This window comes from Rudanella lutea DSM 19387, from assembly GCF_000383955.1.
Classification (GTDB): domain Bacteria; phylum Bacteroidota; class Bacteroidia; order Cytophagales; family Spirosomataceae; genus Rudanella; species Rudanella lutea.
Genome location: NZ_KB913013.1, coordinates 2803493 through 2829960 on the forward strand (window position 1 = coordinate 2803493; position 26468 = coordinate 2829960).

Consider the following 26468-nt stretch of genomic DNA (forward strand, 5'->3'; position numbering starts at 1 on the left):
AATCACTTACAGTTAGTTAGAATTTTAGTCTGTTAATGGGACGGGGTCAGCCTCCCCCTGAACATTACACAACGTTCTAACCTCATCATCATGTGATTCGATCGTATGCATACATCTATCCGTCAAGAGGCTGGGATCGACGCTGTTTCCGGGTTGCGGGTGCATGGGCTTGTCGAACAGGCAGCTCGGGCACACGCTAACCAGACAGCCGTCGTATTCGGCGACCAATCACTCACCTATCAGGCCTTAAACGACCGGGCCGACCGACTGGCGCGCGTCCTGATCCAACACGACCCGACGGCGCGCCTGATCGGCGTCAGCACCACCCGGTGTCTGGAAATGGTTGTGTCAGTTCTGGCTATCCTGAAGGCGGGCAAAGCATACCTACCCCTCGATCCAACCTACCCCTCGGCCCGACTGGCGCAGGTCAAAGCCGATTCGGGTGTAACTACCTGCCTGGCACCGGCTTCTGACACCCACCTGTTTGCAGAGCTGGGGCTGCGGGTAATGGCGGCCGATACAACCACCGATGCGCCTGCCAGCCCGGCCGAACAGCGCTCAACCGCATACGTACTGTACACCTCGGGCTCAACCGGCCAACCCAAAGGCGTTTGCATGGGGCATGGGCCGCTGGTCAACCTGCTTCGCTGGCAAGCCGACGCATCGGCGGCCGGTGTCGGAAGCCGCACATTGCAATTGGCTCCGCTCAGCTTCGATGTCTCGTTTCAGGAGATATTTGCCACCCTGAGTACAGGCGGTACGCTCGTACTGATCGACGATACGCTCCGGCTCGACCTGACAGCCCTATTGCATTTTATCGACGAACAGGGGATCAACCGACTTTTCGCCCCGTTTGTGGCCTTGCAATACCTTGCCGAAGCCGCTGTGGCAAGTGAGCGATACCCAACCTCTTTGCAGGAGGTGATGACGGCGGGCGAGCAACTGAAAATCACCCCACAGGTGGCTCAGTTTTTTACCGCACTCCCCCACTGTACCCTGTTTAATCAGTACGGCCCCACCGAGTGCCATGTGGTTACGCAGTTGACGCTCACCGGCACCCCAGCAACCTGGCCTGCCCTACCTACCATTGGCCACCCGATACCGGGCGTGTACGTGTACATTGTCGATGAGGCCCTCAACCCCGTACCAAATGGCGAAACGGGCGAAATTTGCCTTGGTGGGGTGTGCGTTGCCGAAGGATACCTCAACCAGTCCCGGCTTACCGACGAGAAATTTACCCTCCTGACCGCGCCCGATCACGCACCCGTACGCGTGTACCGTACCGGCGACCTGGGCCGCGTTCTGCCCGATGGCTCGATTGATTTTCTGGGTCGTCGCGACGATCAGGTGAAGATTCGGGGGCACCGGGTCGAGCTGGGCGAAATTGAAGTAGTCATCAGCAGCCTGGAAGGCATTCGGCAGGTGGTAGTGGTAACCCGTGAAGGTGCTGGCAGTCAGCACCAGATCGTTGCTTACGTCGTTGCCGACGAAGAACGGACAAGCCCGGCCGACCTCCGAAAAACGTTGCAAAGCCGTCTGCCCGAGTACATGATGCCCTCGGCGTTTGTCTGGCTTCCCGACCTGCCCCGTACCACCAGTGGCAAGGTAGACAAGAAAGGACTGCCCGCGCCTGAACGCCAACGCCCCGACACCCTTGGGCCGTTTCGGCAGGCACGTACCCCGCTCGAAAAACAGCTTGCCCGCATCTGGGGTGAGGTGCTACACCTGGACGAAGTAGGTCTGGACGACCGGTTTTTCGACCTGGGGGGTAACTCGCTGCTGGCGCAACGGCTGGTGGCGGCTCTGCGGCAACAAGGTCATACCCTATCCGTCACGAAGCTGTACCGGTTTCCGACCGTAGCCGGTATAGCGCAGGTGCTGGGGCAAGCAGCCCCGCCCGACGTTGCACCTTCCGATGCCCTCAGGCAGCCGAGCACTCGCCAAGCCGCCGGCGACATCGCCATTATTGGCCTCTCAGGGCGGTTTCCGGGTGCGACTACCCTCACCGAGCTCTGGCAGGTGCTGGTTGAGGGCCGGGAAACCACTCAGTTTTTCAGCGAAGCCGAACTCGACCCCTCCCTACCCGCTTCGGTGCGGCAAGACCCCTCGTACGTAAAAGCGCGGGGTATTCTGGAAAACGTCGACGGGTTTGACGCCCACTTTTTTGAGTTAACACCGGCCGTGGCCCAACTCATGGACCCGCAGCAACGGCTGTTTCTGGAAATTGCGGCCGAAGCGCTGGAGCAAACCGGCTACCTGAAACCAAACCATGGCCAGAAAGTAGGCGTTTTCGCCGGGTCCGGCAACAACACCTATTTCCCCAACAACGTACAGCCCAACACCCGGTTGGTTGATGCCGTAGGTAGCTTTCAGGTGATGACCCTGAATGAGAAAGATTACATTGCCTCGCGCACGGCTTACCAGCTAAACCTCAAGGGACCGGCCGTCAGTGTGTACGCTGCCTGTTCCACCTCCCTGCTGGCGATTGCACAGGCCGTACAAAGCCTTCGGAGTGGGCAGTGCGATGTAGCCCTGGCGGGGGGAGTCAGTATCACGGTGCCCATCAAAAGCGGCCATTTGTATCAGGAAGGAGCCATGTTCAGCCGCGACGGGCACTGTCGGCCGTTCGACGCCGACGCGCAGGGCACCGTTTTCAGCGATGGTGCGGGCGTTGTTCTCCTCAAACCGCTCGAAGCCGCTCAACGCGATGGCGACACCATTTGGGCGGTGGTGAAAGGTGCGGGTGTAAACAACGATGGGGGTGGCAAAGGAGGGTTTACGGCCCCCAGCGCCGAGGGGCAGGCCGAGGCTATTCGGATGGCCCTGAACGATGCGGGCGTCGGCCCTGAGCACATCAGCTACGTAGAGGCTCACGGTACCGCCACGCCACTCGGCGACCCCATCGAGGTTGAGGGATTGACACTGGCTTTTGGCCCAAACGTACCTAAACAGCAATGCGCAATTAGCTCCATCAAGAGCAATATGGGCCACCTGACGGCCGCTTCGGGTGTAGCCGGGGTGATCAAAACGGTGCTGGCGCTGCGGCACCGGCAATTACCGCCCTCCCTGCATTTCAAACGGCCTAATCCGGCCATCGACTTTGCCAATAGCCCGTTTTTTGTCAACCATACGCTCCGGCCCTGGCACGTCACCAAAGGGCAAAAGCGGCTCGCGGGCGTTAGTTCGCTGGGGGTTGGCGGTACCAACGTCCACCTGATTCTGGCCGAAGCGCCCGAGCCCGGCATTCCGGCCGAACCGGAGAACAATGCCCGCCCGGTTGGGCTCCTTACCTGGTCAGCTAAATCAGCAACCAGCCTGACAGACTACGCCAGCCAACTGGCCCGCGCCCTGCCCAACCCGACCCTATCCGAATTGACCGACGCTGCCTATACATTACAAACCACCCGGCCCGATTACCCTCATCGCCGGTTTGTGGTGGCAGCTCCCGGCACCGATGCACCGGCCCAATTGACCAATGCCCCCGCGAGTCATTCGAGCAACACGTTGACCCAGGTTCCCGACGAGTTGGTTTTCCTGTTTCCGGGGCAGGGGACGCAATTTCTGGGTATGGGACGCAACCTGTACAAAAACGAGCCCGTATTCCGGCAGGCTGTGGATACCTGCGCCAGCCTTCTGACCGAGCATCTTGACGGCGATATTCGAGCCGTGATGTACCCGGATGTTTCGGATGCAAAAGCCGAACAGCGTCTCAACAACACCCGCTACACCCAGCCTGCTCTGTTTGTGACCGAGTACGCTCTGGCTACGCTTTGGAGCAGTTGGGGCCTCAGGCCCACGGTTTTATGCGGGCACAGTATCGGTGAATTTGTAGCGGCTCATCTGGCGGGTGTATTCAGCCTTTCCGATGCCCTGCGGCTGATTGCCATACGCGGGCAACTCGTGAGCGAGCAACCACGCGGACACATGCTGTCGGTACGCCTGAACGCCGATGCCGTACGGGAGCTGTTGCCGCCAACGCTGTCGATAGCGGCCATCAACAGCCGCAACCTGTGCGTAGTGGCCGGGCCAGACGAACCCCTGGCTGACTTTGCCCGGCTTCTCGATACGCACGCCATTCCGAACAAACCGCTGGCCACCAGCCACGCGTTTCACTCGGCCATGATGGACCCGGTGGTGGGTATTTTTGAAGAAACCGTCCGCCAGATTAGCCTGAACCGACCCCAGTCCCCCGTTGTATCGACCGTAACTGGCCAACTGCTTACCGATACGCAGGCCACCGACCCGCGCTACTGGGCGAATCACCTACGCGATACCGTCCGGTTTGCCGATGCGGCCGATACGCTGCTGGCGCTGGGTCATTCGGTATTTCTGGAGGTTGGCCCCGGTCAGGCACTGACCACGCTGATTCGTCAACAGGCACTCCCCAAACCCGCCTGTGCCCTACCCGGCATGGTGTCGCACCCCAATTGGGAAAGTGCCTGCCAGGCTATGCTCACTACGCTCGGCCAACTCTGGCTTTACGGCCTCACACCCGACTGGCAGGCGGTTTACGCCGGTCAGGCACGGCAACGGGTTACCTTACCAACCTATGCGTTCGATCGGAAGCGGTGCTGGGTAGACCCGCCCACCGCCCCCCGGCAACCGGCTTCTGAGGCAAGCGCCCCTCTACCGCAGCCAGCTCCGTTGGGGACTGCGGCATCCGTCTCTATTCCACAGTCTATCCCTACCACACTGATGCGTAAACACCTAATCCTTTCTAAAATAAACACCCTGCTCGAAGAAGCCTCTGGGCTGGACATTTCCGGCGGAAGCCCCGATCAAGCCTTCCTGGAACTGGGTTTCGATTCGTTGCTGCTGACACAGGTTGCCCAGACCCTTAAAAAAGAGTTTGGCCTACCCATCACCTTCCGGCAACTGACCTCGGCCTATGCGACGCCCAATCAGCTGGCTACGTACCTCGATGCGTCGTTGCCCATCGATCAGTATCAGCCGACGCCCGCTCCGGCTCCGCTACCAACGTCGGCCGCTCAGTACCCACAACCCGACAGCGCCCCGCAGCCACTCGTGGCAGGCGACACACCCCTGGGGCTGATTGCCCAGCAACTTCAGATTCTGGCCAAACAGGTAGCGCTGATGCAAGGCACAGCACCAGCCCAGCAACCGCCTGTTGTACAGAACTACCCGGCCCCTGCACCCGTAGTCGAGAGCACGCCCGTAAGCAAACCCGTGGGCGTTTCGACACCCGATATCACACCCGAGGAAGCCGTAGAGTTGAAAAAGCCATTCGGGGCTACCGCCCGCATTGAGCGGCAGGCATCCGAGCTGACACCCGTTCAGGAGGCTTTCATTCAGAAGCTGACGGACCGCTACAATCAGAAAACCGCCGGGAGCAAGGCCTACACCGAAACCCACCGGGCTACCATGGCCGACCCGCGGGTTGTGACGGGTTTCCGCCCACGTACCAAAGAGCTGGTTTACCCGATTGTCGTGAATAAATCGGGCGGGAGCCGCCTGTGGGACATCGACGGCAACGAATACATTGATGCGCTCAACGGCTTCGGTTCCAACATGTTTGGCTACCAGCCCGACTTTATGAAGGCCATTTTGCACAACCAGATCGAAGCCGGGTTTGAGGTGGGTCCCCAGCATCAGCTGGCGGGCGAAGTGTGCGAACTGGTTCGGGCGTTTACGGGCCTCGACCGGGTGGCCTTGTGCAATACCGGCTCCGAAGCGGTGCTGGGAGCGGTACGCATGGCCCGCACAGTAACCGGCCGCAACCTGATTGTGGCCTTTTCGGGTTCGTACCACGGAATCAACGACGAAGTGCTGGTACGGGGCACGAAAAAAGGCAAGTCGTTTCCGGCGGCATCAGGCATCATGCCGGAGTCGGTGCAGAACATGCTTATTCTGGAATATGGCACCGACGAAAGCCTCCGCCTGATTCGCGAACGGGCGCACGAGCTGGCGGCCGTACTGGTGGAGCCGGTGCAGAGCCGCCGACCGGAGTTTGTCCCGATCCAGTTTCTGAAAGAGGTACGCACGATTACGGCCGAGGCCGGGGTAGCCCTCATCTTCGACGAAGTGATCACGGGCTTCCGAATGCATCCGGGGGGAACGCAGGCCCTGTTTGGCATCCGGGCCGACCTGGCAACCTACGGTAAAGTGGTGGGCGGAGGCCTGCCCATCGGCGTGATTGCGGGCACCCGCACCTTCATGGATGCCCTCGACGGCGGGCATTGGCAGTTCGGCGATGCGTCGGTGCCGGAGGTGGGTGTCACGTACTTTGCAGGCACGTTTGTGCGCCACCCGCTGGCACTCGCGGCCGCCAAAGCGTCGTTGCGTCACATGCAGGCGGTGGGCCCGGCCCTGCAAGAAGCCCTGACCGCCAAAACAACCCGGCTGGCCAGCGCGCTCAATGCCTTTTTCACGCAGCAGGGATTGCCCATGTACGTAGCGCATTTTGGCTCACTCTGGAAAATCAAGTGGCATGAAGATATTCCCTACGGCGAACTGCTCTTCACACTCATGCGCGAAAAAGGAATTCATGTCTGGGATGGCTTCCCCTGCTTCATGACCGAAGCCCATACCGATGCCGAGATTGACACCATCGTCCGGTGTTTTATGGACAGTGTGCACGAGTTAACCGAAGCTACTTTTTTGCCCCGAAAACTGATAAATGGCCTTAAAACTTCACCCGATCCAGTATCTTACGAGATTTCACCCGTACCCGGTGCCCGCTTAGGGCGGGATCAACAGGGTAACCCCGCCTGGTTTGTGCCCAATCCGGCACAGCCCGGCCGGTACTTACAGGTCGAACTACAGTAAGCCGGAGCATGGACAACCGTACCACACAAATTACGTATAAACCCGTTGACTTCGACCCGTTTGCCGGGCCCGAAATCGAACGGCTTATTCCTATTACCGAACCGCAGGCCGAAATCTGGACGGCCTGCCAGTTTGGGGGCGACGATGCGAACCGGGCCTACAACGAGTCGGTGTCGCTCCGGTTGCAGGGACAGCTCAACCGGGAAGCCTTCGAAAAAGCCTGGCACAGCCTGACCCAGCACCACGAAAGCCTGCGATCGGCGTTTAGTGGCGACGGAACGCGCCTGCTCATTTTTCAGGACCTTGCCCTACCCTTGATTTACACCGACGCCGGCCAACAGCCCGAAGCCGAGCAGCGGCAACACATCGCCGATTGGGTAGCCGCCGACGTCCGGCATACGTTCGATCTGCAACACGGGCCACTCGTAAAGGCAAGCCTAATCCGGCTGTCCGATGAGCTACATCATTTTACCCTGACAGCCCACCACATTATCTGCGACGGCTGGTCGGTGGGTATTTTGCTGCAGGATTTAGCCGCTTTCTATTCAGCTTACGCGCAGGGTCGGGTTCCGGTTGTTCGGCCCGCCGACTCCATAAGCCGGTTTGCCGTCGAACAGCAGGCTGCCCACGAAAGCCAGGCCTCAAAACAGGCCGAGCAATATTGGGTCGACCAGTTTCGGCAGGTGCCTCCCCCGCTTCATCTGCCAACCGATTTCCCGCGCCCAAGTCGGCGCACATTCGCGTGTGCCAGGCACGACTACCCCGTTGACCCCGCTCTGATACGTGCTGTTCGCAAAATAGGCGCTCAGGCAGGGGGTAGTTTTGTGGTGACCCTACTGGCCGCGTACGAAGTGCTGTTGCACAAACTCTCAGGACAACCCGACTTAGTGCTGGGCCTGCCGGCCGCCGGTCAGCCAACAACCGGGTACGACCGACTGGTAGGCCACTGCGTAAACCTGCTCCCTTTGCGGAGTATGCTACGCACCGACGACTCCTTTTCGACGTACCTCGCTCGCCGGAAAGACCAGATTTTCGACGCCCTCGATCACCAGCAGTTCACGTTTGGGCGGCTGCTTCAGAAAATAGCCATTCCCCGCGACCCGTCGCGGGTGCCGTTGGTATCAGCCGTGTTCAACGTGGATATGAACCTCGACAGCGAGGTCGCGTTTGCAGGGCTTCAGCATCAGTTCCACAGCAACCCACGGGCCTTCGAAAACTTCGACCTGTCGGTCAATGCGACGGGTTCGGGCGATACGCTATGCCTGGAATGGACGTACAACACCCAGCTGTTTCGCCCCGAGACTATCCAGTCGTTTCAGAATCGGTTTATCGCGTTGCTCGAAACGGTTGTTGAAAACCCCTCGGCTCCGCTCCAAACTTCGCCACCCACGCCCGCAGCGGCCCAACCCGATACCGAGCCACTGCATCGGTTGCTGAGCCAGACCGCCCGACAGTTTCCCGACAAAACAGCCGTTCGGTTTCGGAATCAGACGCTCACCTACGCGGAACTGGACCAGCAGGCCAACCAACTGGCCCACCTGCTGATTGCCAACGGGGTGCAGAAAGGCGACCGGATTGGCCTTGCCCTCGAACGCTCCGCCGAGCTGATTGTGAGCCTGTTGGCCATCATGAAAACCGGCGGCATGTACATTCCCGTCGACCCGCGCCACCCAACCGACCGGATCCAGTACGTTCTGGCCGACGCCCGTTGCTCGGTCCTGCTGACTAATCAGGCGCATCGGGGCCGAATCGACCTCCCCCTGCGCGAGCTGATTCTGGAAGACATCACCCCAACGCTACCCGATTACCCGTCGGACGAACCCGCCATACCTGTTTCGCCCGACGATCTGATTTACGTGCTCTACACCTCGGGCACAACAGGGCGGCCCAAAGGCGTGCAGATTTACCACCGCAGCGTAGTGAACGTGCTGCGTAGCCTGACCCACCACCCCGGCCTGACTTCGGCCGATAAAACGGTGACGATGGGCACCATTGCGTTCGACATCACTACCGCCGAAATCTACCTGCCGTTGCTCGTAGGGGCCGAACTCGTGGTAGTTGATGCTGATACGGTGCGGAATGGGCAGGCTCTGGCCGAGCTGTTTCGGTACGAGGCCATCACGTTTGTACAAACCACCCCAGCCACCCTCCGCATGTTGTGGGAAACCGGCTGGCGCGGCTCCGCCAACCTGCGCGTGATTTCATGCGCCGAGGCTCTGCCCAAAGACCTGGCCGACAAACTGCTGGGCTCGTGCCGGGAGCTGTACAACTATTACGGCCCAACCGAAACGACGGTTTACGCAACGGGCAAGACGATTTTACCCACCGACGACCTCATCACCATTGGCCCCCCAATTGGCGGGGTACGGATTGTGATTGTTGATGAGCACCTACAGCCCCTACCGGGCGGGATGGCGGGCGAACTGGTCATCGGCGGGGCCGGTGTGGGGGCTGGTTACCTCAACCAGCCACAGCTTTCGGCCGAAAAATTTGTTACCCTGCCCTTTGCACCGGGCGAGCGGTTTTACCGGTCGGGCGATTTGGGCCGGTACCTGCCCAACGGAGATATTCAGTACCTCGGCCGGATCGATCAGCAGATCAAGATTCGGGGGCACCGGATCGAACCAGGCGAAATCGAGCATCAGCTACTCCGGTTGCCGGGTATCGACAATGCCGTGGTGATGGCCCGCGAAGACCAGCCCGGCGACCAACGACTCGTGGCCTACGTAGTGCCGGGCACTAACCCAACCGACGAAGGCGATGCGGGCTGGAAGAGCCGCTGGGACGCTATTTACGAAGCGGGACTGGGCGACCCCACCGCCAACCCAGCCGACGTAGCCGACCTGGACATTCGGATTGCCGAGCAGCTTTCTAACCAGACAGACATCCGCGAGCAAGCCAACGAATGGCTGAAACAGTCGATCAAACGCATCAAAGCCCTACGCGCCCGCCGAATTCTCGAAGTGGGCTCCGGGGCCGGGCAACTGCTGTTTGAGCTGGCACCCGACACCGACAGCTACATCGCCACCGACTACGCCCAATCGGCCATCGACAACCTGAACCAGCAACTCACCCGACGCAGCCTGACCAAACAAGGGCAGATTCGGGCGCAGGTGGCCCTGGCCGACGACTACTCCATGGTTGAACCGGCCTCGCAGGATCTGGTGCTGGTGCATAGCGTGGCACAGTATTTCCCCGACCTCCGCTACCTGCTCGACGTAATTCGGGGCGCCGTAGCGGCTACCGCATCGGGGGGCTGTGTGTTTGTGGGCGATATGCAGATGTATCGCCTTCAGGAACAACACCATACCGCCGATCAGCTCAGACGGGCCGCCGACACCCAACGGGTTGCCGATTTCCGGGACGCGGTGAACCGACGCATCCGGCTCGACGACGAGCTCATGGCCGACCCGGCGTTTTTCTACCAGCTGCCAACCCTGATACCCGCTATTTCGGCGGTCGATGTGCAACTCCGCGAAGGGGCCGCCATCAACGAAACCACCCAATACCACTTCGACGTGTGGCTGTACGTGGGCGAGGCCCCAGCAACAGCTGATGTAGACACAAACCTCGACTGGAATACGGTAGGCTCCGTGGAATCGCTGGAAAGCTACCTACGCCAGCATCCGCTCCAGAGCGTACGGCTCACGGGTGTACCCAACGGGCGCACGGCAACCGACCATGCCTTGCGGCTCTGGATACACGATGCCGACGGTCTGGCATCTATTCAGGCGATCCGGCAACGGCTTACACAGGCTCCGACGGGCATCGACCCGAATCAGTTCTGGCAATTGGCCGGGCAAACGGGCTTCCGGGCCTTTGTTCGCTGGGCGTCGGATGGGCACGACAATGCGCTCGATGTCGTTTTTATTCCCGAAACGGCCGGTACCCAACTCCCCCCGATCCCCGCCGGGCTGGCCGAGGAAGCACAAGCGCCCCTCAGTTCGCTCGTGAGCGAACCCTACCGCGCCATCCCCACGCTTACAAAAGAGCAAATTGGGCAGTGGCGGCAACAATTGGCCCAAACGCTGCCCAGCTACATGGTGCCCACCGATTTTGTAGCACTGGCCAAACTGCCGGTAACGGCCAACGGCAAAATTGACCGGAAAGCCCTGCCTGCCCCAGCGTTTGTTAAAAAAGAAGCCGCCCCGAAACCCTCGGGCGAACCCAGTACCCGCGAAGAAAAACAGATAGCTGCTATCTGGCAGGAGATATTCGGACTGCCGGACATTAGCGTCGACGATAACTTCTTTGAGTTGGGCGGGCACTCCATGCTAGCCGTGCGGGCCATGGCACAGCTCGAACGCGAAACCGGTCGGCGGTTACCGTTGTCTACCCTGTTCGAAGCGCCCACCATTCGGGCTTTGGCCCGACTCATTCAGCCCGATCGGGCCTACAGCTTGCAACGGTCGCTGGTGCCTATTAAGCCGTACGGGAGCAAGCCCCCGATCTTTGTGGTGCATGGCGGGGGGCTCAATCTGCTCACGTTTAAAGGTCTGATAGAACACATGGATGCCGAGCAGCCCATTTACGGGTTTCAGGCCCGCGGCCTCGACGGCACCGAGGAGCCACTCGACAGCATGGAGGCTATTGCCGCCGACTACATCGAAGAGCTACTCGAACACGACCCCAACGGCCCCTACGCGCTGGCGGGCTACTCCTTTGGCGGGTACGTAGCCCTCGAAATGGCCCGGCAGTTGCAGCAACAGGGGAAAGTGGTGAAGTTACTCGGCATGTTCGATACCAACGCCGAAGACTCGACCCAAAGCCGCCCCTTTTTGAGTCGGCTGACGTGGCGTTTAGGTCGGCAGATTCCAAAAATGGCCTGGATTGGCCGGTCGCTGCTCGAAGACCCGATCCCGACGCTCCGGTATCAGGGCGAATACGTTGAGCGGCAGGTAAAGGGTGTATTGAAGGCTGTGGGCTTAGCCAACACCGAGCCTATGCCCCTCGACGACCATCTGCAACGAATGATGGAGAAACACGAAACGGCTTTTCACACCTACCGGATTCAGCCGTACGACGGGGTCATTCATGTTTTCAAGGCGAAGAAGCGGCTTTATTACATCGAAGACCGCGAATTCCTCGGCTGGAAGAAGTTTGCCCTCCGGGGTCTGCACATTCACGATGTTCCGGGCGACCATGCCACCATGCTTTTGCCACCTAACGACAAGGAGTTTGCCCGAATTCTGCAAAAAGCCCTTGATGAGAGTTAGGGCCGGCAAATCCTGTCAGGCTTTTCAACCTGCAAGCCCGTTAGCTTGCAGGTTTTTTTTAGCCCTTCGCCAGCCGTAGAGCCCGCAAATCGGCAAACGAGAACTTGAAGGCCAGCGTCAGACCTACGTACGTGATGGCCCCGAGGGCTATCTGCGCCACGGTATGCACCATGCCCTCGTACCCTACCACCGTTTTGTACGTAGCAATCACCGCTACCATGATCACCCCAAACAGCAACGGCTGTACAAAGTTTTTGAGAAACTGACCAAAGAAATCGCCCACGAGGTAGTGCACCAGAAAAAAGTTGGCCACGAGGTTAAAGAAAGTCGCCAGCAGAAACGAGACGGCAATGCCCGTTACCCCGTACAGATGCCCCAGCACGTACACGAGCGGAATCTTCACCACCAGCGTAGCCAGGTTTAGATAAAACAAAAGGTTGGGCTTGCCGCGCGTGAACGCGAGCGTAAACAGCGGGTGGCTAAGGCAGGCAAACAGGCTTACGAAAACGAAAATCTGAATCAGATGGGTGGTTTCCTGCCAGCCCGGCCCGTAAATCAGCGGAACAACACTTTCGGCGGTTATAAACAAACCGGCCAACAGGGGCAGATTACAGAAGATAAGGACGTCCAGAATTTTCAGGTACGCTCGCTTCAGGCCTTCAATGTCATCTTTCATCCTAGCCAGAATGGGATAAGCCACCTGAAGGATAATGGGATTCAGCCGGTTGATCGGGAAAACCGCCAACTGGTAAGCTAAGGTGTAGTAGCCGAGCATTTTCACGCCCAGAATGCTGCCGATGAAAAAATTGTCGGCGTTGGACTGCACAAACCCCAGAATCCCGTCGCCCAGATTGTACACGCCAAAACGCAGGTGTTCCTGCACCTGATTGAGCGAAAATCGAAAGGCAGGCTTGAAATACCGGCGTCCCAGTATCACCTGCGTAACACTCTTCACGGTTTGGCTGATCAGCTGCCCGATAATGAGCGACAGCTCCTGAAAGCCACTGTAGGCCAAACTGATAGTAGCCCCTGCCCCGATTACCGTGCCGATAATATCGACGGTGGCCACCGACCGGAACCGCAGCTCCTTTTCGAGCAAAAACATGTACAGCTGCCCAACGTACACGATCAGAAAATAGCCCGACGACAGGTGCAGTACCCTTTCGAGCCGGGGTTCGCTGTAAAACGAGACAATGGCGGGCGTTGCAAACTGAATCACCACAAAAATCAACGCGCCTACGAGCATGTTGAGCCAGTAGAGCGTCGATAGTACGGTGCGGTCGCTCTCCTGCTTGTAGATGATCGAGTTGGAAAAACCGAGGTTGGCAAACACGCCGAAGAAGCCAATAATCAGGTTACTGACGCTAACCACCCCAAAATCGGCCGGGTCGAGCAGGCGGGCCAACAGGGCGACCTGCGCAAACTGAAATACGGTCGAAATCACGGTCGACAACGTGATCCATTTACCGCCGTCCATGGCCTTTTCTTTATTGCTCATCGGGGTGCAGAGGTCTTCGGTTGAGGGTTTTGGGCGCGGAAGGCGGTTGCGGGCTTACCCAGCATCACAAACGTGGGCCTTTCGGTCACGGTTAGTGTCAGTTGCCCCGACGTGGCCACGCGGCTCGTACACGGCATGGTTTCACGGCCAGCCACCGGCGTACAAACCCGCACGGTATCGCCCGGCTGAACCGACAGCGTATAGGTAGCCGTACGGGCCCGCTCGTCGGGGACAACCAATACATAGGACGTTTGGCCCCGGTATTCGTAACGGTCTGCCACAACTGGATACCGGCTCAGGGTTTGGCGGTACTCGTAATTGCCCATGAGCCGGAGCGCCTGCGCCAGGTAATCGGCTGCGGGCTTGCGGGTTTTATCGCCGTTGATGAGGCCCATCGAGCTAAACTGAGTGGGGTTGTCCGGGTTGTCGTCGTACAGCTGGTAGAAAAACGTGCGGGCCACCCCCACGCGGGTAAACAGGAGAGACGTCCGTAAAATCCAGTCGGCCTGGGTTTGAAGCACCGATTTGGTACCGACCGGGATGGCGTGAAACGGGCTGCCGGGGTGCGTATCGTAACCCGTTTCGGTAATCCAGACGGGCATATCGTAGGCCAGCTCGTGCGCCAGTTGCACAAAAGCGGCCGCCTGCTCGCCCACGCCCGACACCTCAGGAGCGGCCCCGCGCGTACCCCCACCGCCCTGCGACGAACGGGCGTCGTTGGCGTACAGGTGATAATTGATCACATCCCAGCAAAGGTCCACCCGCCCATCGGGCCGGTAGCCCCGGTGTTCGCGGCACCAGTCGACCATAGCCCGCAGGTAATCGAGCGTGGGCGAAGCCAGCCCGCCCATGACGACCGTAACGGTTGGGTCGGCATTTTTAACGCCCACGCCCGGCCCCAGGGTCTTTTTATGGCCATCGTAAAACGCCGACAGATTAGCCGCGTACTCGCGGGCGGTTTGGTAGCCTTGCCGCCCACCCCAGGTGCGGTCGCGCTCATTTTCGCACTCAATGTAGCGAATAAGACCCAACCCAATTTTTTTCTCGTTGGGCGGCATCCAGGTTTTCACCGTACTGATTTTTACCAGCGCCGGATCCACCCGCTTGTTAGAGCCGTACCGGGCTATGTACTGAAACCCCACCCGAGCCTGTTCAATGTAGGATTGCGGTTGACCCAGATCGCGGCCGTACGGGGCTGGGTTGTTGCCGTAATCCCGCTGCCCGGCCGGATACGTATTTTCCATCCATTTCGGAATGGTTTTCAGGCAGGCCAGCACCTCCACCCCTTCGCGGTGCAGCCGCTCGTACAGGGCGTCGTAATTCCAGGCCCCGCTGAGCGTCAGGTTGAACGTGTACTGACCGGGCTGGGCTTCGAGCTTTTCCCAATCCATGTAGTGCCGCACCGCCCCAAAGCACCGAATAGCCGGTACCCGACTCTCGTCAATTTCCCAGGAGCGGGCGGCCTCTTCCATGTTCCACTCAAACATGTTTACCCCAATGGCCTGCCGAAACGGCGTACCCGTGCGAACCGAAGCCTTGGTGGGCAGTTTGCCGGGCGTGTACGCGCCGTACAGCTCCAGTTCCGATGGGTACGCACCGGACGTATTCAGGAGCAAATACCGGGCACCAGTTACCGGCCTGGGCAGGGCAAACGTGTTCGGGCGGGCCGGGTCAGGGCCTACCCATTCCTTGTATTTGTCGCCAACAAACCGGGCAATCGGTATTCGTTTCCAGTCGGCGGTGATAATCGAGAGCGTCAGCGGAGCGTCGGTATTTGTATCGGTATAATCGTAGAGTCGGATGCTGTCGATGCGTATGGTTTCGCCCTCGCGCAGGGGGTAGTAGGCATCGTAGTTTTTCAGCAGCTTGTTATAGCCAGTGTGTACAGCCTGATCGGTAATACCATCGAACAGGCCGTCGAGACCATGCTGGGCATTCACCACCTGATACCAACGTTGGCCGTCGATGGGGATTTGGTGGGGTTTAAGCCGGGTCACAGGCACCGACACAGGGTTTTGAATCGAGTGCCGACGCGGGCCATCGAGCAGAAACAACAGCCCGACACACACCACCGACAAGGATAAAAAATACGATTTCATGAATTAACGAAGCAGCATCACACGCCCCGATCGGACGTAGGTAGACGTGGTAGTGGGCGAGTCGGCAACCCGATACGTAACAATCCAGGTGTACCCACCCGACGGGCAGTCGACACCACCAAACCGGCCGTCCCATTGCTCCGTCAGGGTATTACTGGCATACACAAGGCTACCCCATCGGTCAAGAATCTTAATATCAACGGAAACGGCTTCGGCCAGGTAAATCGCCAGCCGGTCGTTGTGGCCGTCGTGGTTTGGGGTGAAGGCATCAGGCACATATACCGGTTCGGGCGGGCAGGCGCTACACCGAATCAGCTCCAGATCATCGAGGGCCAAATCGTTACCGCAACCACCGGCGGCCGCATTGTTGATCAGTTTGACCAGCACAGGCTCATCGGTTTCGGGCATGGTAAACGAAGCCGAAAACCGACGCCATTCGGGCGTGACCGTTTCGGGAATAGACCCAATATCGATGCGTCGCAGGGGGCGGCCGCCTGCCGTTTCGATTTCAATGGTGAGGTTGGGCAGAGAGGAGTCGGTGCAGTTGTTGGGTTGAAGCAAGTTGAGGCCCCATACCGAAAACTCGTAGGTGGTACCTCCGCACAGGCCCGGAATGGTTTGCCGGAAAAACTCACCCGGTAAGTCCGACCCGTTCACAATCAGCATGGCTCCGCCCGCATTGCCGGTATGGTCGGTGGGCAGGCCGTGCCAAACCGAACCGAAGCAGGTACGGTCGACGGCCGACGCGATGGTGTACTCGCCATTGTCGGGGCAGGCTTTGGTCGCGTATTGGTAGGAGGTGCGGCCGCTTAGCGAAGCCGTGGCTTCGGCCGTACCAAACGACTCGCGGATGAGCACTTCGGCCGTAGCTCCCGAACACGACTGGGCAGCACTGTGCTGGCTGGTGGTAAAGGTGAAAACCCCAAACCAGCCAGCAGCCAGGCAAACAGATCGGCGTAGCCGTTTTGCCGCTTTTGTACGTAATACGAATCGGGCGGGCATGCTTCTTTTTAGACGCTGGCAGCTTACCACAGTCACCCAACCTGCGCTATGGATTAAATAACGGGGCAGAACTTCCCAAATCCGCTTACTTTTACCCCATGCAAACGGCTCTTGTCACCTGTCATTCATCGGTTTCGGCACCCTGGCAACCCGGACAGCCCCTCGTGCCAGCCCCCGATACCATTTCTGTGTTCCGAATGCCGCTCCCCACCGAAGCGGCCACCGTAGCCCTCTGGGAAACGTTGCTCCAACCAACCGAACGGGAGCGGGCCGACCGGTTCCGGTTCCCCGCCGACCGGCACCGGTTTGTGGTGGGACGGGGTTTATTTCGACTGCTGGCGGGCGTATTGTCCGGGCAAAACCCGGCAGACGTTCGCGTAGATACGAGCCCGACCGGCAAGCCCTTTCTGCCCGACTCCCCGACGGTTCACCTCAACGTGTCGCACTCCGGTGCCTGGATTGTGCTGGCGGTTGGGTGTGTTCCCGTGGGCGTTGATGTAGAATTTATGCGGTCCGATGTTGACGTCAGCGACCTTTTTTCGTCCATATTAAGTCCGGCCGAACAACGGGCCCTGGTGCAAAGCCCGGATGCACAGACTCTATTTTACCAATTCTGGACGCGAAAAGAAGCCTTGATGAAAGCCACAGGACAGGGCATGAACGACCATCTGACGGCGATTCCGGCGCTGGAAGGCACCCACCGCATTGATGCGGGCCTGCTCGGTGGGGCTGGTCACTGGCGTGTGTACCCCTTTGCAGTAGACCGGGGCTACCCGGCCGCTCTTGCTCTTCCCGACGGCCCAGAAACCGTTTGTTTTTACGAAATCGATCCGGCCTCCTTCCGTAGGTGGTGCCCGGCTCACCCCAACGAATCATGAGAATTGGTATTGAGGCCCAGCGGCTCCTGCGTCCCCACAAACACGGAATGGATATCGTGGCCGTCGAAACGATTCGCGCCCTGGCCGAGTACCCTCAACACGAGTTTCTGGTATTTGCCCGGCCCGATACCGACCGCACCGGTCTGCCTGCGGCCCCAAATATCCAGATTATCGAACTACCGGGCGGAGCCTACCCTGTCTGGGAGCAGTTTACGTTGCCCAAAGCCGTAAAATCGTACCAGCCCGACCTGCTGCACTGCACGGCCAACACGGCCCCGCTGCGGGTTTCGGCTCCGCTCGTGATTACCCTGCACGACATTATTTTTCTGGAAAAAGCCATCGTCGGTGGTAACTGGTATCAGCGGCTGGGCAATGGGTACCGGCGCTGGAACGTCCCTGCCGTTGTCAAAAAGGCCGACTGCATTGTCACGGTCTCGGACTACGAGCGGCACCGGATTATCGACCACCTCCGGTTGCCCGCCGAGCGGGTAGTTACGGTGCACAATGCAGTCAGTCGGCAGTTTCGGGTTATTACCGATGCAGCCACGCTGGCGCAGGTACGCGAGCGGTTCCGGCTCCCGGCCGAGTTCATCTTTTTTCTGGGAAATACCGACCCCAAGAAAAACGTCGTTGGGGTTCTGAAGGCTCTGCTGCAGCTAAAGAACCAGGGTTTACTGACTCTCCCGCTGGTGATGGCCAACGTGTCGGCCGAGTACGTCAATGGGTTGCTCGACCAGATTGGCGGGCGGGCGCTAACCAACGACATTTTGCTGTGCGGGTACATTCCGAACACGCTATTGCCGGTCGTGTACAATGCCGCCAGTGTGTTTTTGTGTCCATCGCTACGTGAGAGCTTCGGGCTACCCATTCTGGAGTCGATGGCCTGCGGCACCCCCGTACTGACGGCCAGCACCTCGGCCATGCCCGAAGTAGCGGGCGATGCGGCCTTGTTGGCCAACCCGGCCTCCCCCGACGAAATGGCCCATCAGCTTCACCGGCTCCTCAGTTCGGCCGAGTTGCGGGCACAGTTGCGCGAACGGGGGCTTGAGCGAGCCAACGCGTTCTCCTGGCAACACACCGCCCGGCAACTGATGGCGGTCTACCAACAGCACGTTGGCCAACCGGTGCCCTCCCTTTAGCCCTCTTCCTTAGCTTGTATGCAACGCCTTCTGCTCAAATTTCTGTACGTCATGGCCGCTATCCGGTACCCGCAGTACCGGGGCGACCTGCCGTATTTTATCCGCGACAACTGGTTTGCCCGCCTGAATCAACTTCGCTTCGTTCGTCGCGACTATTTCACCCGAAAGCCGTACAAAGTGATTTCGTTTCAGGGCGAGTTTGACCAGGAGTTGCGCTATTGTTTGCCGTTTGCGTACTGGCATCACCGCAATGGTACGCTAAAACAAACGATCGGCTGCGCCAACACGAAACCCTTTTACTATTTCAGCGAAAACCACACCGAGCGCTATACCGAGCGGATCTGGCAGAAAGGCTACGACAGCTACGACGTGCCTAACATGACCCACAGCCCAACGTACGATTTTGGCAAGTGGACCCCGCCCCCGTTTAAAAGCCATTACCGCAACAACCTGTTTGTGTACAACAAACCGCTGCTAGTGATTGCCAACAAGTACAATATTGAGTGGGACCGCCCACCGATCAATTTTCTGAGCATCGACGCCCTCGACCGGCTCATCTCGCGCCTGAAAAGAACCTATCAGATTGTGTACAACCGGCCGCTATCGGGGCAGATTGTGCTGGACAACAGCGAGATTATGGATTTGGGCGAACATGCCTGGATTCGGGCCAACCACCCCGAGGTGCTGCTCATGAACGACCTCTTCGAGCAATACCGCACGCAGGTAGCCAACTACAATCATCTGCAACTGATGGTGTATGCCAACGCCGACCGGTTTGTCTCGATGCATGGTGGCACGGCCGCCCTGGCCAGTTATTTCGGGGGTATCAATGTGATTCTGTCGCACCCCGGCGGAGGTTTCGAACACGCCTTCGACGAATACAGTACTATTTTCCCGGCTTTTTCAGGCGCCAAAATTCTGCACGCCAAAAGCACGGAGGAGGTTTTCGCGTACGTAGACCAGTATTTTTAACCCCCGATCGGGCCAACCTGTATGGTTATTGCAAAAATCACAAGCGGCTTAGGTAACCAGTTATTTCAGTACGCACTGGGGCGGCATCTGGCCATTCAGAACCAAACCCGGCTCTGGTTCGACCTGCGCTATTATCACCGAACCTACGAAACCGACACCCCCCGCCAGTTTAAGCTCGACCGGTTTTCGATTGATTACGACCTGCTCGATTATTCGCCCTGGCTGTATGTGTCTAAAGCCACCCGTTTGCTGCCCGGTCGGTCGTTACGCCCGCTTTTCGATACCCGAAAAGAGCCGCATTTTCACCTTGACCCGGCCGTACCCAACGCCAAAGGGGCCTTTATTACGCTGGACGGTTTCTGGCAGTCGGAAGGGTATTTTGCCTCGAATGCGGCTACCATTCGGCGGGAGTTGACATTTACGCGCCAGCCGGGCCCAATGTACGCCCGGTACCGGCAACAGATTGAGCAAACCCAGACGCCGGTTTCGGTGCATATCCGCCGGGGCGACTACGTAAGCCACCCGGAGTTCAGCCAGTCATTCGGTGCCCTCGATGATACCTACTACCAGACCGCCCTGGCCCAGATAAACGGGCAATTTCCTGACGCGACTCTGCTTGTGTTTAGCGATGACCCCGAGTGGGTACGGCAGCACATGCGTTTTGAGCGCCCGCACGTACTCGTCGAAAATACCGGCCCCGATGCCGACGTGGACGACCTGCAACTGATGAGCCTTTGCCATCATCACATCATTGCCAACAGTTCGTTTAGCTGGTGGGGAGCCTGGCTCAACCCCCGCCCTGACAAACGGGTAATTGCCCCCAAACAGTGGTTTCGGAACAAACCCTGGAACACCGCCGATCTGATTCCGGCAGGCTGGGTGCGCCTGTAGAACCATGCCGGGCTCGCTAACGCGTCTGTGAATGCTGAAGAATAAGCTGCTGAAAGATGGCTTCGAACTCGTGCGAACGCTGCTCCCACGAGTTGTTACGGGCCATTTCGACCCGTTGGGCAATGCGTTCGGGGCTTTGATCGGCCAGGGCCCGACGCAGGGCCTGCACGAACACCTCAGGCGAGGGGGCCATTTCGATAACGCCCGCAAAATCGTCGAGAATCGAAAAAGGCGTAGACACAACGGGTAATCCGGCCGCCAGATACTCGTTGATTTTGAGCGGGTAGATAGTGTACGTGTGCTCGTTGCAAACAAACGGAATCATAGCAGCCGACAGCCCGGCCAGCAGCGGGGGCAACTGGGCGGGCTGATGCGGGGGTGTAAACACCACGTTGGGGTAACGCGTCAGTCGTTCGGTTAGGGCCGGCTCTTTTATTTCGCCAATAAACTGAAACGTCACGTCGGGCATCTCCCGAACGCAATACTCCACTATATCGACGTTGACCCGATTGTCGGCCGTGCCCAGATACCCCACCACCGGCTTGACAGGCGGTGTCTTCTCGGCCAGTTGCCGCGCCTGATGAAACAGTTCGAAGTTGACGCCATTTTTCACGCAAAAGGCGTTAGGCTGCCGCAGCGCCTTGGTTTGGAGCAGGGTTTCGGACGTCGTCACGACGGCATTGACCCGGCGGAGGTACTCTTCTTCATAGCGTCCACCGTGCCGATTCATCCAGCGGGCAATGCTGATTTCGTCGAAGCAGTAATATATGGTACCGGCCTCGTTGAGCTGATGCAACATAGGCAGGCCAAACACCGGATTCATGCCGTTAATAATCAGGGGCCGTTTCATGCCCAGCTGCCGCAACACGCTCCGCAGGCTCTTTACCAACCGGTTTACGTTCCAGTTGATCAGGCGGTCGTGCCGCTCAGGCGATAACCAGTTGATCGGCAACATGGTAGGCGGGTGCCACACGTACACCTCACTCCCATTTTTTCCGGGCTTTTTTGCCAACTGACTGGTCAACCGCATCAGGGTTCGTACCGGTACCCCGCGTTGCCCGGCCACGCCCATCAGTAAATCCTTGTACGTATGCTGATAGTCGACGTACAGGACCCGGTGCCGCACGGAAAATTCACACATCAGCTGCACAACCGCCTTCTGGAAGTCGCCCTCCCAGGTGGTCTGACCAACACATACGATACTATCGAAAGGCTCCATGTACGGGGTAGGATGGGACGCGGTGTAACAATGAATCGTCGACAGAAGGGGCTGGCTTACGCGCCCAACGGTGGGCCGACGTAAACAGCATGGAACTGATAAACACGATGGTGCTGGTTGGAAACTGACCCATAATGGGGTTCGAGTAACTCACCACGGCAATGCCGATAAATTCGGATAGCAGCACCAGCATGAGGGTAGTCAGCCAGGGGTCTTTGAGTTGCCAGAGCCGGTACGTACCAATCAGAATCATCCCGGCCAGCATAAACAGATAAATCACCACGCCCACAATGCCGGTCTCGATCCAAAGCTGCACATACCAGCTGTCGGGCGGAATTTGGGCGGCCCAGTGATTGGGCGAAAACCGAACCCCGGCTCCCGACGACGACCCAACCCCGACCCCAAACGGAAGGTCTTTGAGGTAGTTACGAATGCGCTGCTGATTCTCCAGCCGCACCAGAAACGACTCATCCTGCGTGGGTCGCAACGCCGTCCGAATCCGGTAAATCTGGTACACGTTGTTGCCGATGTTGGTAAACAGCAGTACTGCCAGCAACGGAGCCGCCAAACTGACGCCCTGAATAATAGGGACAATTTTGCGCTGCAAGCCCAGATAAGCCGCGTAACCGGCAATGAGCACAAACAGCGACGACCGAGTACCCGAAACGGCATACCCCCAGAACAATACCAGCACCAACACCAGATATAGCAGCTTAGACGGGATCTTTTTGACCTGAAAAAACAGGATCAGGCTCACCAGCGTGACACCCGCCATCTCGGAGCCATACTGCCCGGCGTCGGAATAAAACGAGAAGCTTCGGAGTTGGCCCCACAAAATGTGGGTTTTTTCGGCCCCGGCGGCCAGCCAGTTTTGCTCGGCGGGTGTGAGGCCGATATACTGCTGTTTGAAGCCCCACAAAGCCGCCAGCACCGACCACACCAGCCACGTTCGGATAAAGAGCCAGACATTGGCCGTGGTAATGGGCGTTACCAGCACGATGATGGCCAGAAAAAACCAGTTGAGTGAGTACGAGCGGGCATGATAAAACCAGGCCGGCTGATACGGTGCATTGGGATTGAAGTACTCAAGGATGGTGTAAACAAGCCAAATCGTGAGCAGATAAAAAGCCGGATTATTCAACCGACGCCAGTTCATCTGCCGACCGTTCAGAAAGACACTCAGCAACGTGAACACCAGCAACCCGTCGAGGCCGGTACCAACCGGCAGGTCATTTTCGAGGAACCGCGACGCTCCAATCAGAAAACTAAAGTTAACGTACAGGTACAGGCCGATACGGGGTTCGAGCAGAATACTCAGCAGCACCGCCAGGACAATGGGCAGGGCTACAATAATCATCGCCCCTTTGACGCCCATCGTACCAATGAGCCAACCACTTACCAGCGCCGTTGCCACACCGAACACCCCCACCAGCCAGGCTTTATCCCGGAGCCGGTCCATCAGCGTTTCGGTAAATGAATCAGTATGGGTCATTGTCTTTTTTGAATCGTTGAGTTTGTGTCGAATGGCCTCTGCTTAGGCCGCTCGCTTCGATTTTTCCCAGACACCCGTCAAATTACCCCGATTGAACCGGGCAAATCCCAGCAGGACGCACCAGTTCATGAACACAAAATAGAAGGGCACAAACGTCAGTTTCAGGCGGGTTTGTCGGTTTTCGAGCACGTAGCCTACGTAGGCAGCCGCGTAGAAAACAAGCTGAGCCCCCAACATAGCCCACCAGAACGAGGCCGTTCCCGGCGGAGTCTGGGTATCAGGGGCGTACAGCACACCCAGAATGAGGACATTGAGCAAGAGCAGGGCGGGCAAACAGAACGGCGTTACGGCCCACCGCAATACCCGGTGCGATACATACTGAAAGCTCAACCAGCCATAACGCGCCACGTTGAGCAGGTACGCCAGCCGTTTCATGGCCTGAAAACCACCGGCGGCTATCCGAACCTTACGTTTCTTTTCTTCACCTACCGAATGCGACGGCCGTTCGAGCGCGTACGCATCGGGCGCGTACTCAACCCGGTACCCGCGCCCGGCAATTCGTAGCGAAATCACAAAATCGTCGAGCAGGGTATCGGGCTCTACGGGTTCGTACAGATCGGTGCGGATGGCAAACAACTCGCCCGCAGCCCCTACAATGGTGTGCAGTTGCGCATCCAGTTTTTTCAGAAACGATTCATACCGCCAGTACAGGCCTTCGCCACTACCCGCAGCCGACTCGGCATCGGCCATCTGAATCCGTTTTTCGCCCGTTACGGCCCCCACACCCTCCGCAAACCGGCTCACTAAGCGGCTCACAGCCTCTGTGTTGAGCTGCGTATTGGCATCGGTAAAAATGGTGATGGGCGTTTGTACCTCGCTCATGGCCCGGTTCATAGCGGCAATCTTACCTAAGCGCTGACTCCCCGACAGAATGCGGAGGTTGGGGGCCTCCTGCCGGGCCAGGTACTCGGCCGATCCGTCGGTTGAACCTTCTACCACAAACAGGATGTGCAGCCGGTCGGCCGGGTAATCCTGCGCGAGGCAGTTGTGGAGCTTGGCAGGCAGATAATCGACTTCGTTATAGGCAGGCACCACCATAGTCACGTGCGGCAGCTCTGCGGGCTGGGCGTTTTGGCGCTGGTTGCCGCGCAGTTTCACCAGCACCCAGGCCACAAGGCCGTACCCCAGATAGGTGTAAAACACCACAAAGCTCAGCCCCGCAAATAAACCGACCAGTATGTAATAGAGCGCTGTCATGGATAGCAGTAGATTAGGTATTACACGGGCGACGTACTCCCCGACGTGAGGTTCCAGAGCACACCACGCGCAAACGCTTTGGCATGGGCAAACTGCCCTTTCAGCGCATACGTGAGCAGGTGCTTGGGCAGCACTGCTCCGGCAAAAAAGGCGTAAAACACAGCCCGTTGAGCCGGTGAACCGTGCCGACGCATAAACAAAATCCGGTTGCGCGTGAGGTAGTACGTTTTGAGCGTGCTGTGCCGCCCCACCGAAACCGACTCTTTGTGTAAAATACTGGCCGACGGCTGGTAGTAGATCTGAAACCCGGCATTGCGGATGCGCTGCGACCAGTCGAGTTCTTCGTAGTAAAGAAAAAACCGCTCAGCAAAACGCCCTACCTGCTCCACCACCCTTCGGCTCACGAGCATGGCGCATCCGTGCGCAAAAGGGGTCGGCCCCGGCTGGTCGAACTGCCCCTGATCGGTTTGGTTGCAACCTACCATATGCGCCGTTCCGGTCAGCATATTCATGGCACCGTACCCGGCGTATTGCAGGAGCCGGGGATTATCGAAATAGCTGATTTTGGGGCATACCACACCCACCAACGCCGACTGCTCAAACGGCCGGAGCAATTCATCCAGCACATTGGGAGTCAGCTCGGTATCGTTGTTCACAATGAAAAAGTACGCCCCGCGCGCGTGCTGCATTCCCAGATTATTACCACCCGTAAAACCCAGGTTCACATCGCTCCGCACAACGCGTGCCCACGGATACCGCGCCATATCCACTTGGCTGGTCAGGCTTGGTACCGAGGCATTGTCGACAACGATTACCTCATAATTCGGGTACGCCAGCCCCCGCACCGACTCGAGAAATTGCCGGGTCGTTTCGGCCTGATTGTAGTTGATGGTCACCATCGACACGAGCGGGGCCTTGTCGCCTACACGTTTTCCTTCTGCCATAAGCTAAAGAGGGTCCGCCACATGATGTAAAGGTCTGTTTTGAACGAAAAAGTCTGGGCATACTCAATGTCGAGAGCCGTTCGTTCACGATCCGACATGGGACCCTGTCCTTTAGCCCGCTTCTTTACCTGCCAGAGACCCGTGAGGCCAGCCGGTCCGGCAAATCGCTGTGCCGACTCGTTGGTGGTCAGTTTTTCAGCTTCGTACAGGGGTAAGGGCCGGTTACCCACCACCGACATATCGCCGAGTAGTACATTGAGCAATTGCGGCAGCTCGTCGATACTGCTGTTGCGTAGAAACGTACCCAGACGCGTAATGCGGGGGTCGTTCCGAAACTTCATAAACTTGGCGGCTTCTTCGTTTTCGCGCAGGTACAGCTTTTCGCAAATCAGCCGGTTCTGGTCGAATAGTGGCTGCTGACACGCAATGCCCCGCTCGCGGCAGGCACTGCACAAAAACGTGGCCGAGTCAGTAATGGGGTCTTCCAAATCGGCTGGCTGGGGGCTTTTGGCATAGATGTTGGAGCCGGCCAAACTTGTAATTTCCTGATCGGCCCGAACGCGCATAGTCCGGAACTTATACATGTTGATGATCCGGTAATTGGTACCTGCTCGGGTAGAACGGTAAAAAACCGGCCCCCTCGAATCGAGTTTAATCAGAATCGCGACGAGCAACAGGAGTGGCGAAAGCAGGATCAGAGCCACCGACGACACCAGCACATCGACGGCACGTTTCCACCAGGGTAACCGAAACACAAAGGCCGTCTGCCCCTCGACCGGCGCTGGGGCCTGCTTCAATCGGTCATAGACCTCCGTGTAATAATCTACTTGCTGCCGAATACGCTTGTCAGACTCCTCCGCGTCAATAATATCCATAACTCCTGGGGTTGATGAAACTCTAACGATCTGCCTGTCAAGCTCTCTTGTCAACAAAACGGGCACCGACACCAGCGTTCGGTTAGTCCGAACCAGGGCCAATACCCCAAAACTGCTTTGTTGGTCTACGATAATCAGATCTACCGGAGTAGCACCGACCAACCACAGTTCTGCATGTTTTGTATTCCGAAAGCGCGTGA

General features: G+C 58.3%; 14 protein-coding genes. 6 read left to right on the forward strand and 8 right to left on the reverse strand.

Features of this window, described 5'->3' with window-relative positions:
- Positions 1-105: 105 nt before the first annotated feature.
- Positions 106-6786 (forward strand): type I polyketide synthase, encoded by a 6681-nt coding sequence (locus tag RUDLU_RS0111660; RefSeq protein ID WP_019988565.1) that lies wholly within the window; start codon positions 106-108, stop codon positions 6784-6786.
- An 8-nt stretch (positions 6787-6794) separates the two neighbouring features.
- Positions 6795-12002, forward strand: a complete 5208-nt coding sequence (locus RUDLU_RS0111665; protein WP_019988566.1) for a non-ribosomal peptide synthetase — start codon at positions 6795-6797, stop codon at positions 12000-12002.
- 58 nt (positions 12003-12060) lie between these two features.
- Here RUDLU_RS0111665 and RUDLU_RS0111670 read toward each other — a convergent pair whose 3' ends face one another.
- The 3 genes from RUDLU_RS0111670 to RUDLU_RS27345 are packed head-to-tail and all read right to left on the reverse strand — an operon-like array spanning position 12061 to position 16601.
- Complete coding sequence (locus tag RUDLU_RS0111670) at positions 12061-13500, reverse strand: MOP flippase family protein (protein ID WP_019988567.1); 1440 nt, start codon at positions 13498-13500, stop codon at positions 12061-12063.
- A complete protein-coding gene (locus RUDLU_RS0111675; RefSeq protein WP_044129421.1) occupies positions 13497-15599 on the reverse strand; it encodes an alpha-amylase family protein in 2103 nt (700 codons plus the stop codon). Before RUDLU_RS0111675 ends, RUDLU_RS0111670 begins: the two co-directional genes overlap by 4 nt.
- A gap of 3 nt (positions 15600-15602) precedes the next feature.
- Positions 15603-16601 (reverse strand): T9SS type B sorting domain-containing protein, encoded by a 999-nt coding sequence (locus tag RUDLU_RS27345; RefSeq protein WP_019988569.1) that lies wholly within the window; start codon positions 16599-16601, stop codon positions 15603-15605.
- Between the two features lie 98 nt (positions 16602-16699).
- Between RUDLU_RS27345 and RUDLU_RS27350 the strand changes: the two genes are divergently transcribed.
- From RUDLU_RS27350 to RUDLU_RS0111700, 4 genes are read left to right on the forward strand one after another with little or no spacing between them, the layout of a single operon-like run.
- Positions 16700-17479 carry a 4'-phosphopantetheinyl transferase family protein gene (locus RUDLU_RS27350; RefSeq protein WP_019988570.1) on the forward strand — a complete coding sequence of 260 codons (780 nt, stop codon included), beginning with the start codon at positions 16700-16702 and terminating at the stop codon, positions 17477-17479.
- Positions 17476-18618, forward strand: coding sequence for a glycosyltransferase family 4 protein (locus RUDLU_RS0111690; protein WP_027302987.1), 1143 nt, complete (start codon positions 17476-17478; stop codon positions 18616-18618). Before RUDLU_RS27350 ends, RUDLU_RS0111690 begins: the two co-directional genes overlap by 4 nt.
- Before the next feature lie 18 nt (positions 18619-18636).
- Positions 18637-19590: a hypothetical protein gene (locus tag RUDLU_RS0111695; protein WP_019988572.1), complete on the forward strand. Its 954-nt coding sequence runs from the start codon at positions 18637-18639 to the stop codon at positions 19588-19590.
- Positions 19591-19611: 21 nt separating this feature from the next.
- Positions 19612-20481, forward strand: coding sequence for an alpha-1,2-fucosyltransferase (locus RUDLU_RS0111700; protein WP_019988573.1), 870 nt, complete (start codon positions 19612-19614; stop codon positions 20479-20481).
- A gap of 16 nt (positions 20482-20497) precedes the next feature.
- On the opposite strand, the gene RUDLU_RS0111705 is transcribed toward RUDLU_RS0111700, so the two are convergent.
- Genes RUDLU_RS0111705 through RUDLU_RS27355 form a run of 5 tightly spaced genes read right to left on the reverse strand, consistent with a single transcriptional unit; the run spans position 20498 to position 26268 of the window.
- Positions 20498-21700, reverse strand: coding sequence for a glycosyltransferase (locus RUDLU_RS0111705; protein WP_019988574.1), 1203 nt, complete (start codon positions 21698-21700; stop codon positions 20498-20500).
- Positions 21684-23192 carry an O-antigen ligase family protein gene (locus tag RUDLU_RS0111710; protein WP_019988575.1) on the reverse strand — a complete coding sequence of 503 codons (1509 nt, stop codon included), beginning with the start codon at positions 23190-23192 and terminating at the stop codon, positions 21684-21686. Before RUDLU_RS0111710 ends, RUDLU_RS0111705 begins: the two co-directional genes overlap by 17 nt.
- 42 nt (positions 23193-23234) lie before the next feature.
- Positions 23235-24449: a glycosyltransferase family 2 protein gene (locus tag RUDLU_RS0111715; protein WP_019988576.1), complete on the reverse strand. Its 1215-nt coding sequence runs from the start codon at positions 24447-24449 to the stop codon at positions 23235-23237.
- Positions 24450-24469: 20 nt separating this feature from the next.
- The gene (locus tag RUDLU_RS0111720; protein ID WP_019988577.1) at positions 24470-25393 is read right to left on the reverse strand and encodes a glycosyltransferase family 2 protein; all 924 of its coding nucleotides are present in this window, start codon (positions 25391-25393) and stop codon (positions 24470-24472) included.
- On the reverse strand, positions 25372-26268 hold the full coding sequence (locus RUDLU_RS27355) for a sugar transferase (protein WP_019988578.1): 897 nt from the start codon (positions 26266-26268) through the stop codon (positions 25372-25374). Before RUDLU_RS27355 ends, RUDLU_RS0111720 begins: the two co-directional genes overlap by 22 nt.
- Positions 26269-26468 lie beyond the last annotated feature (200 nt).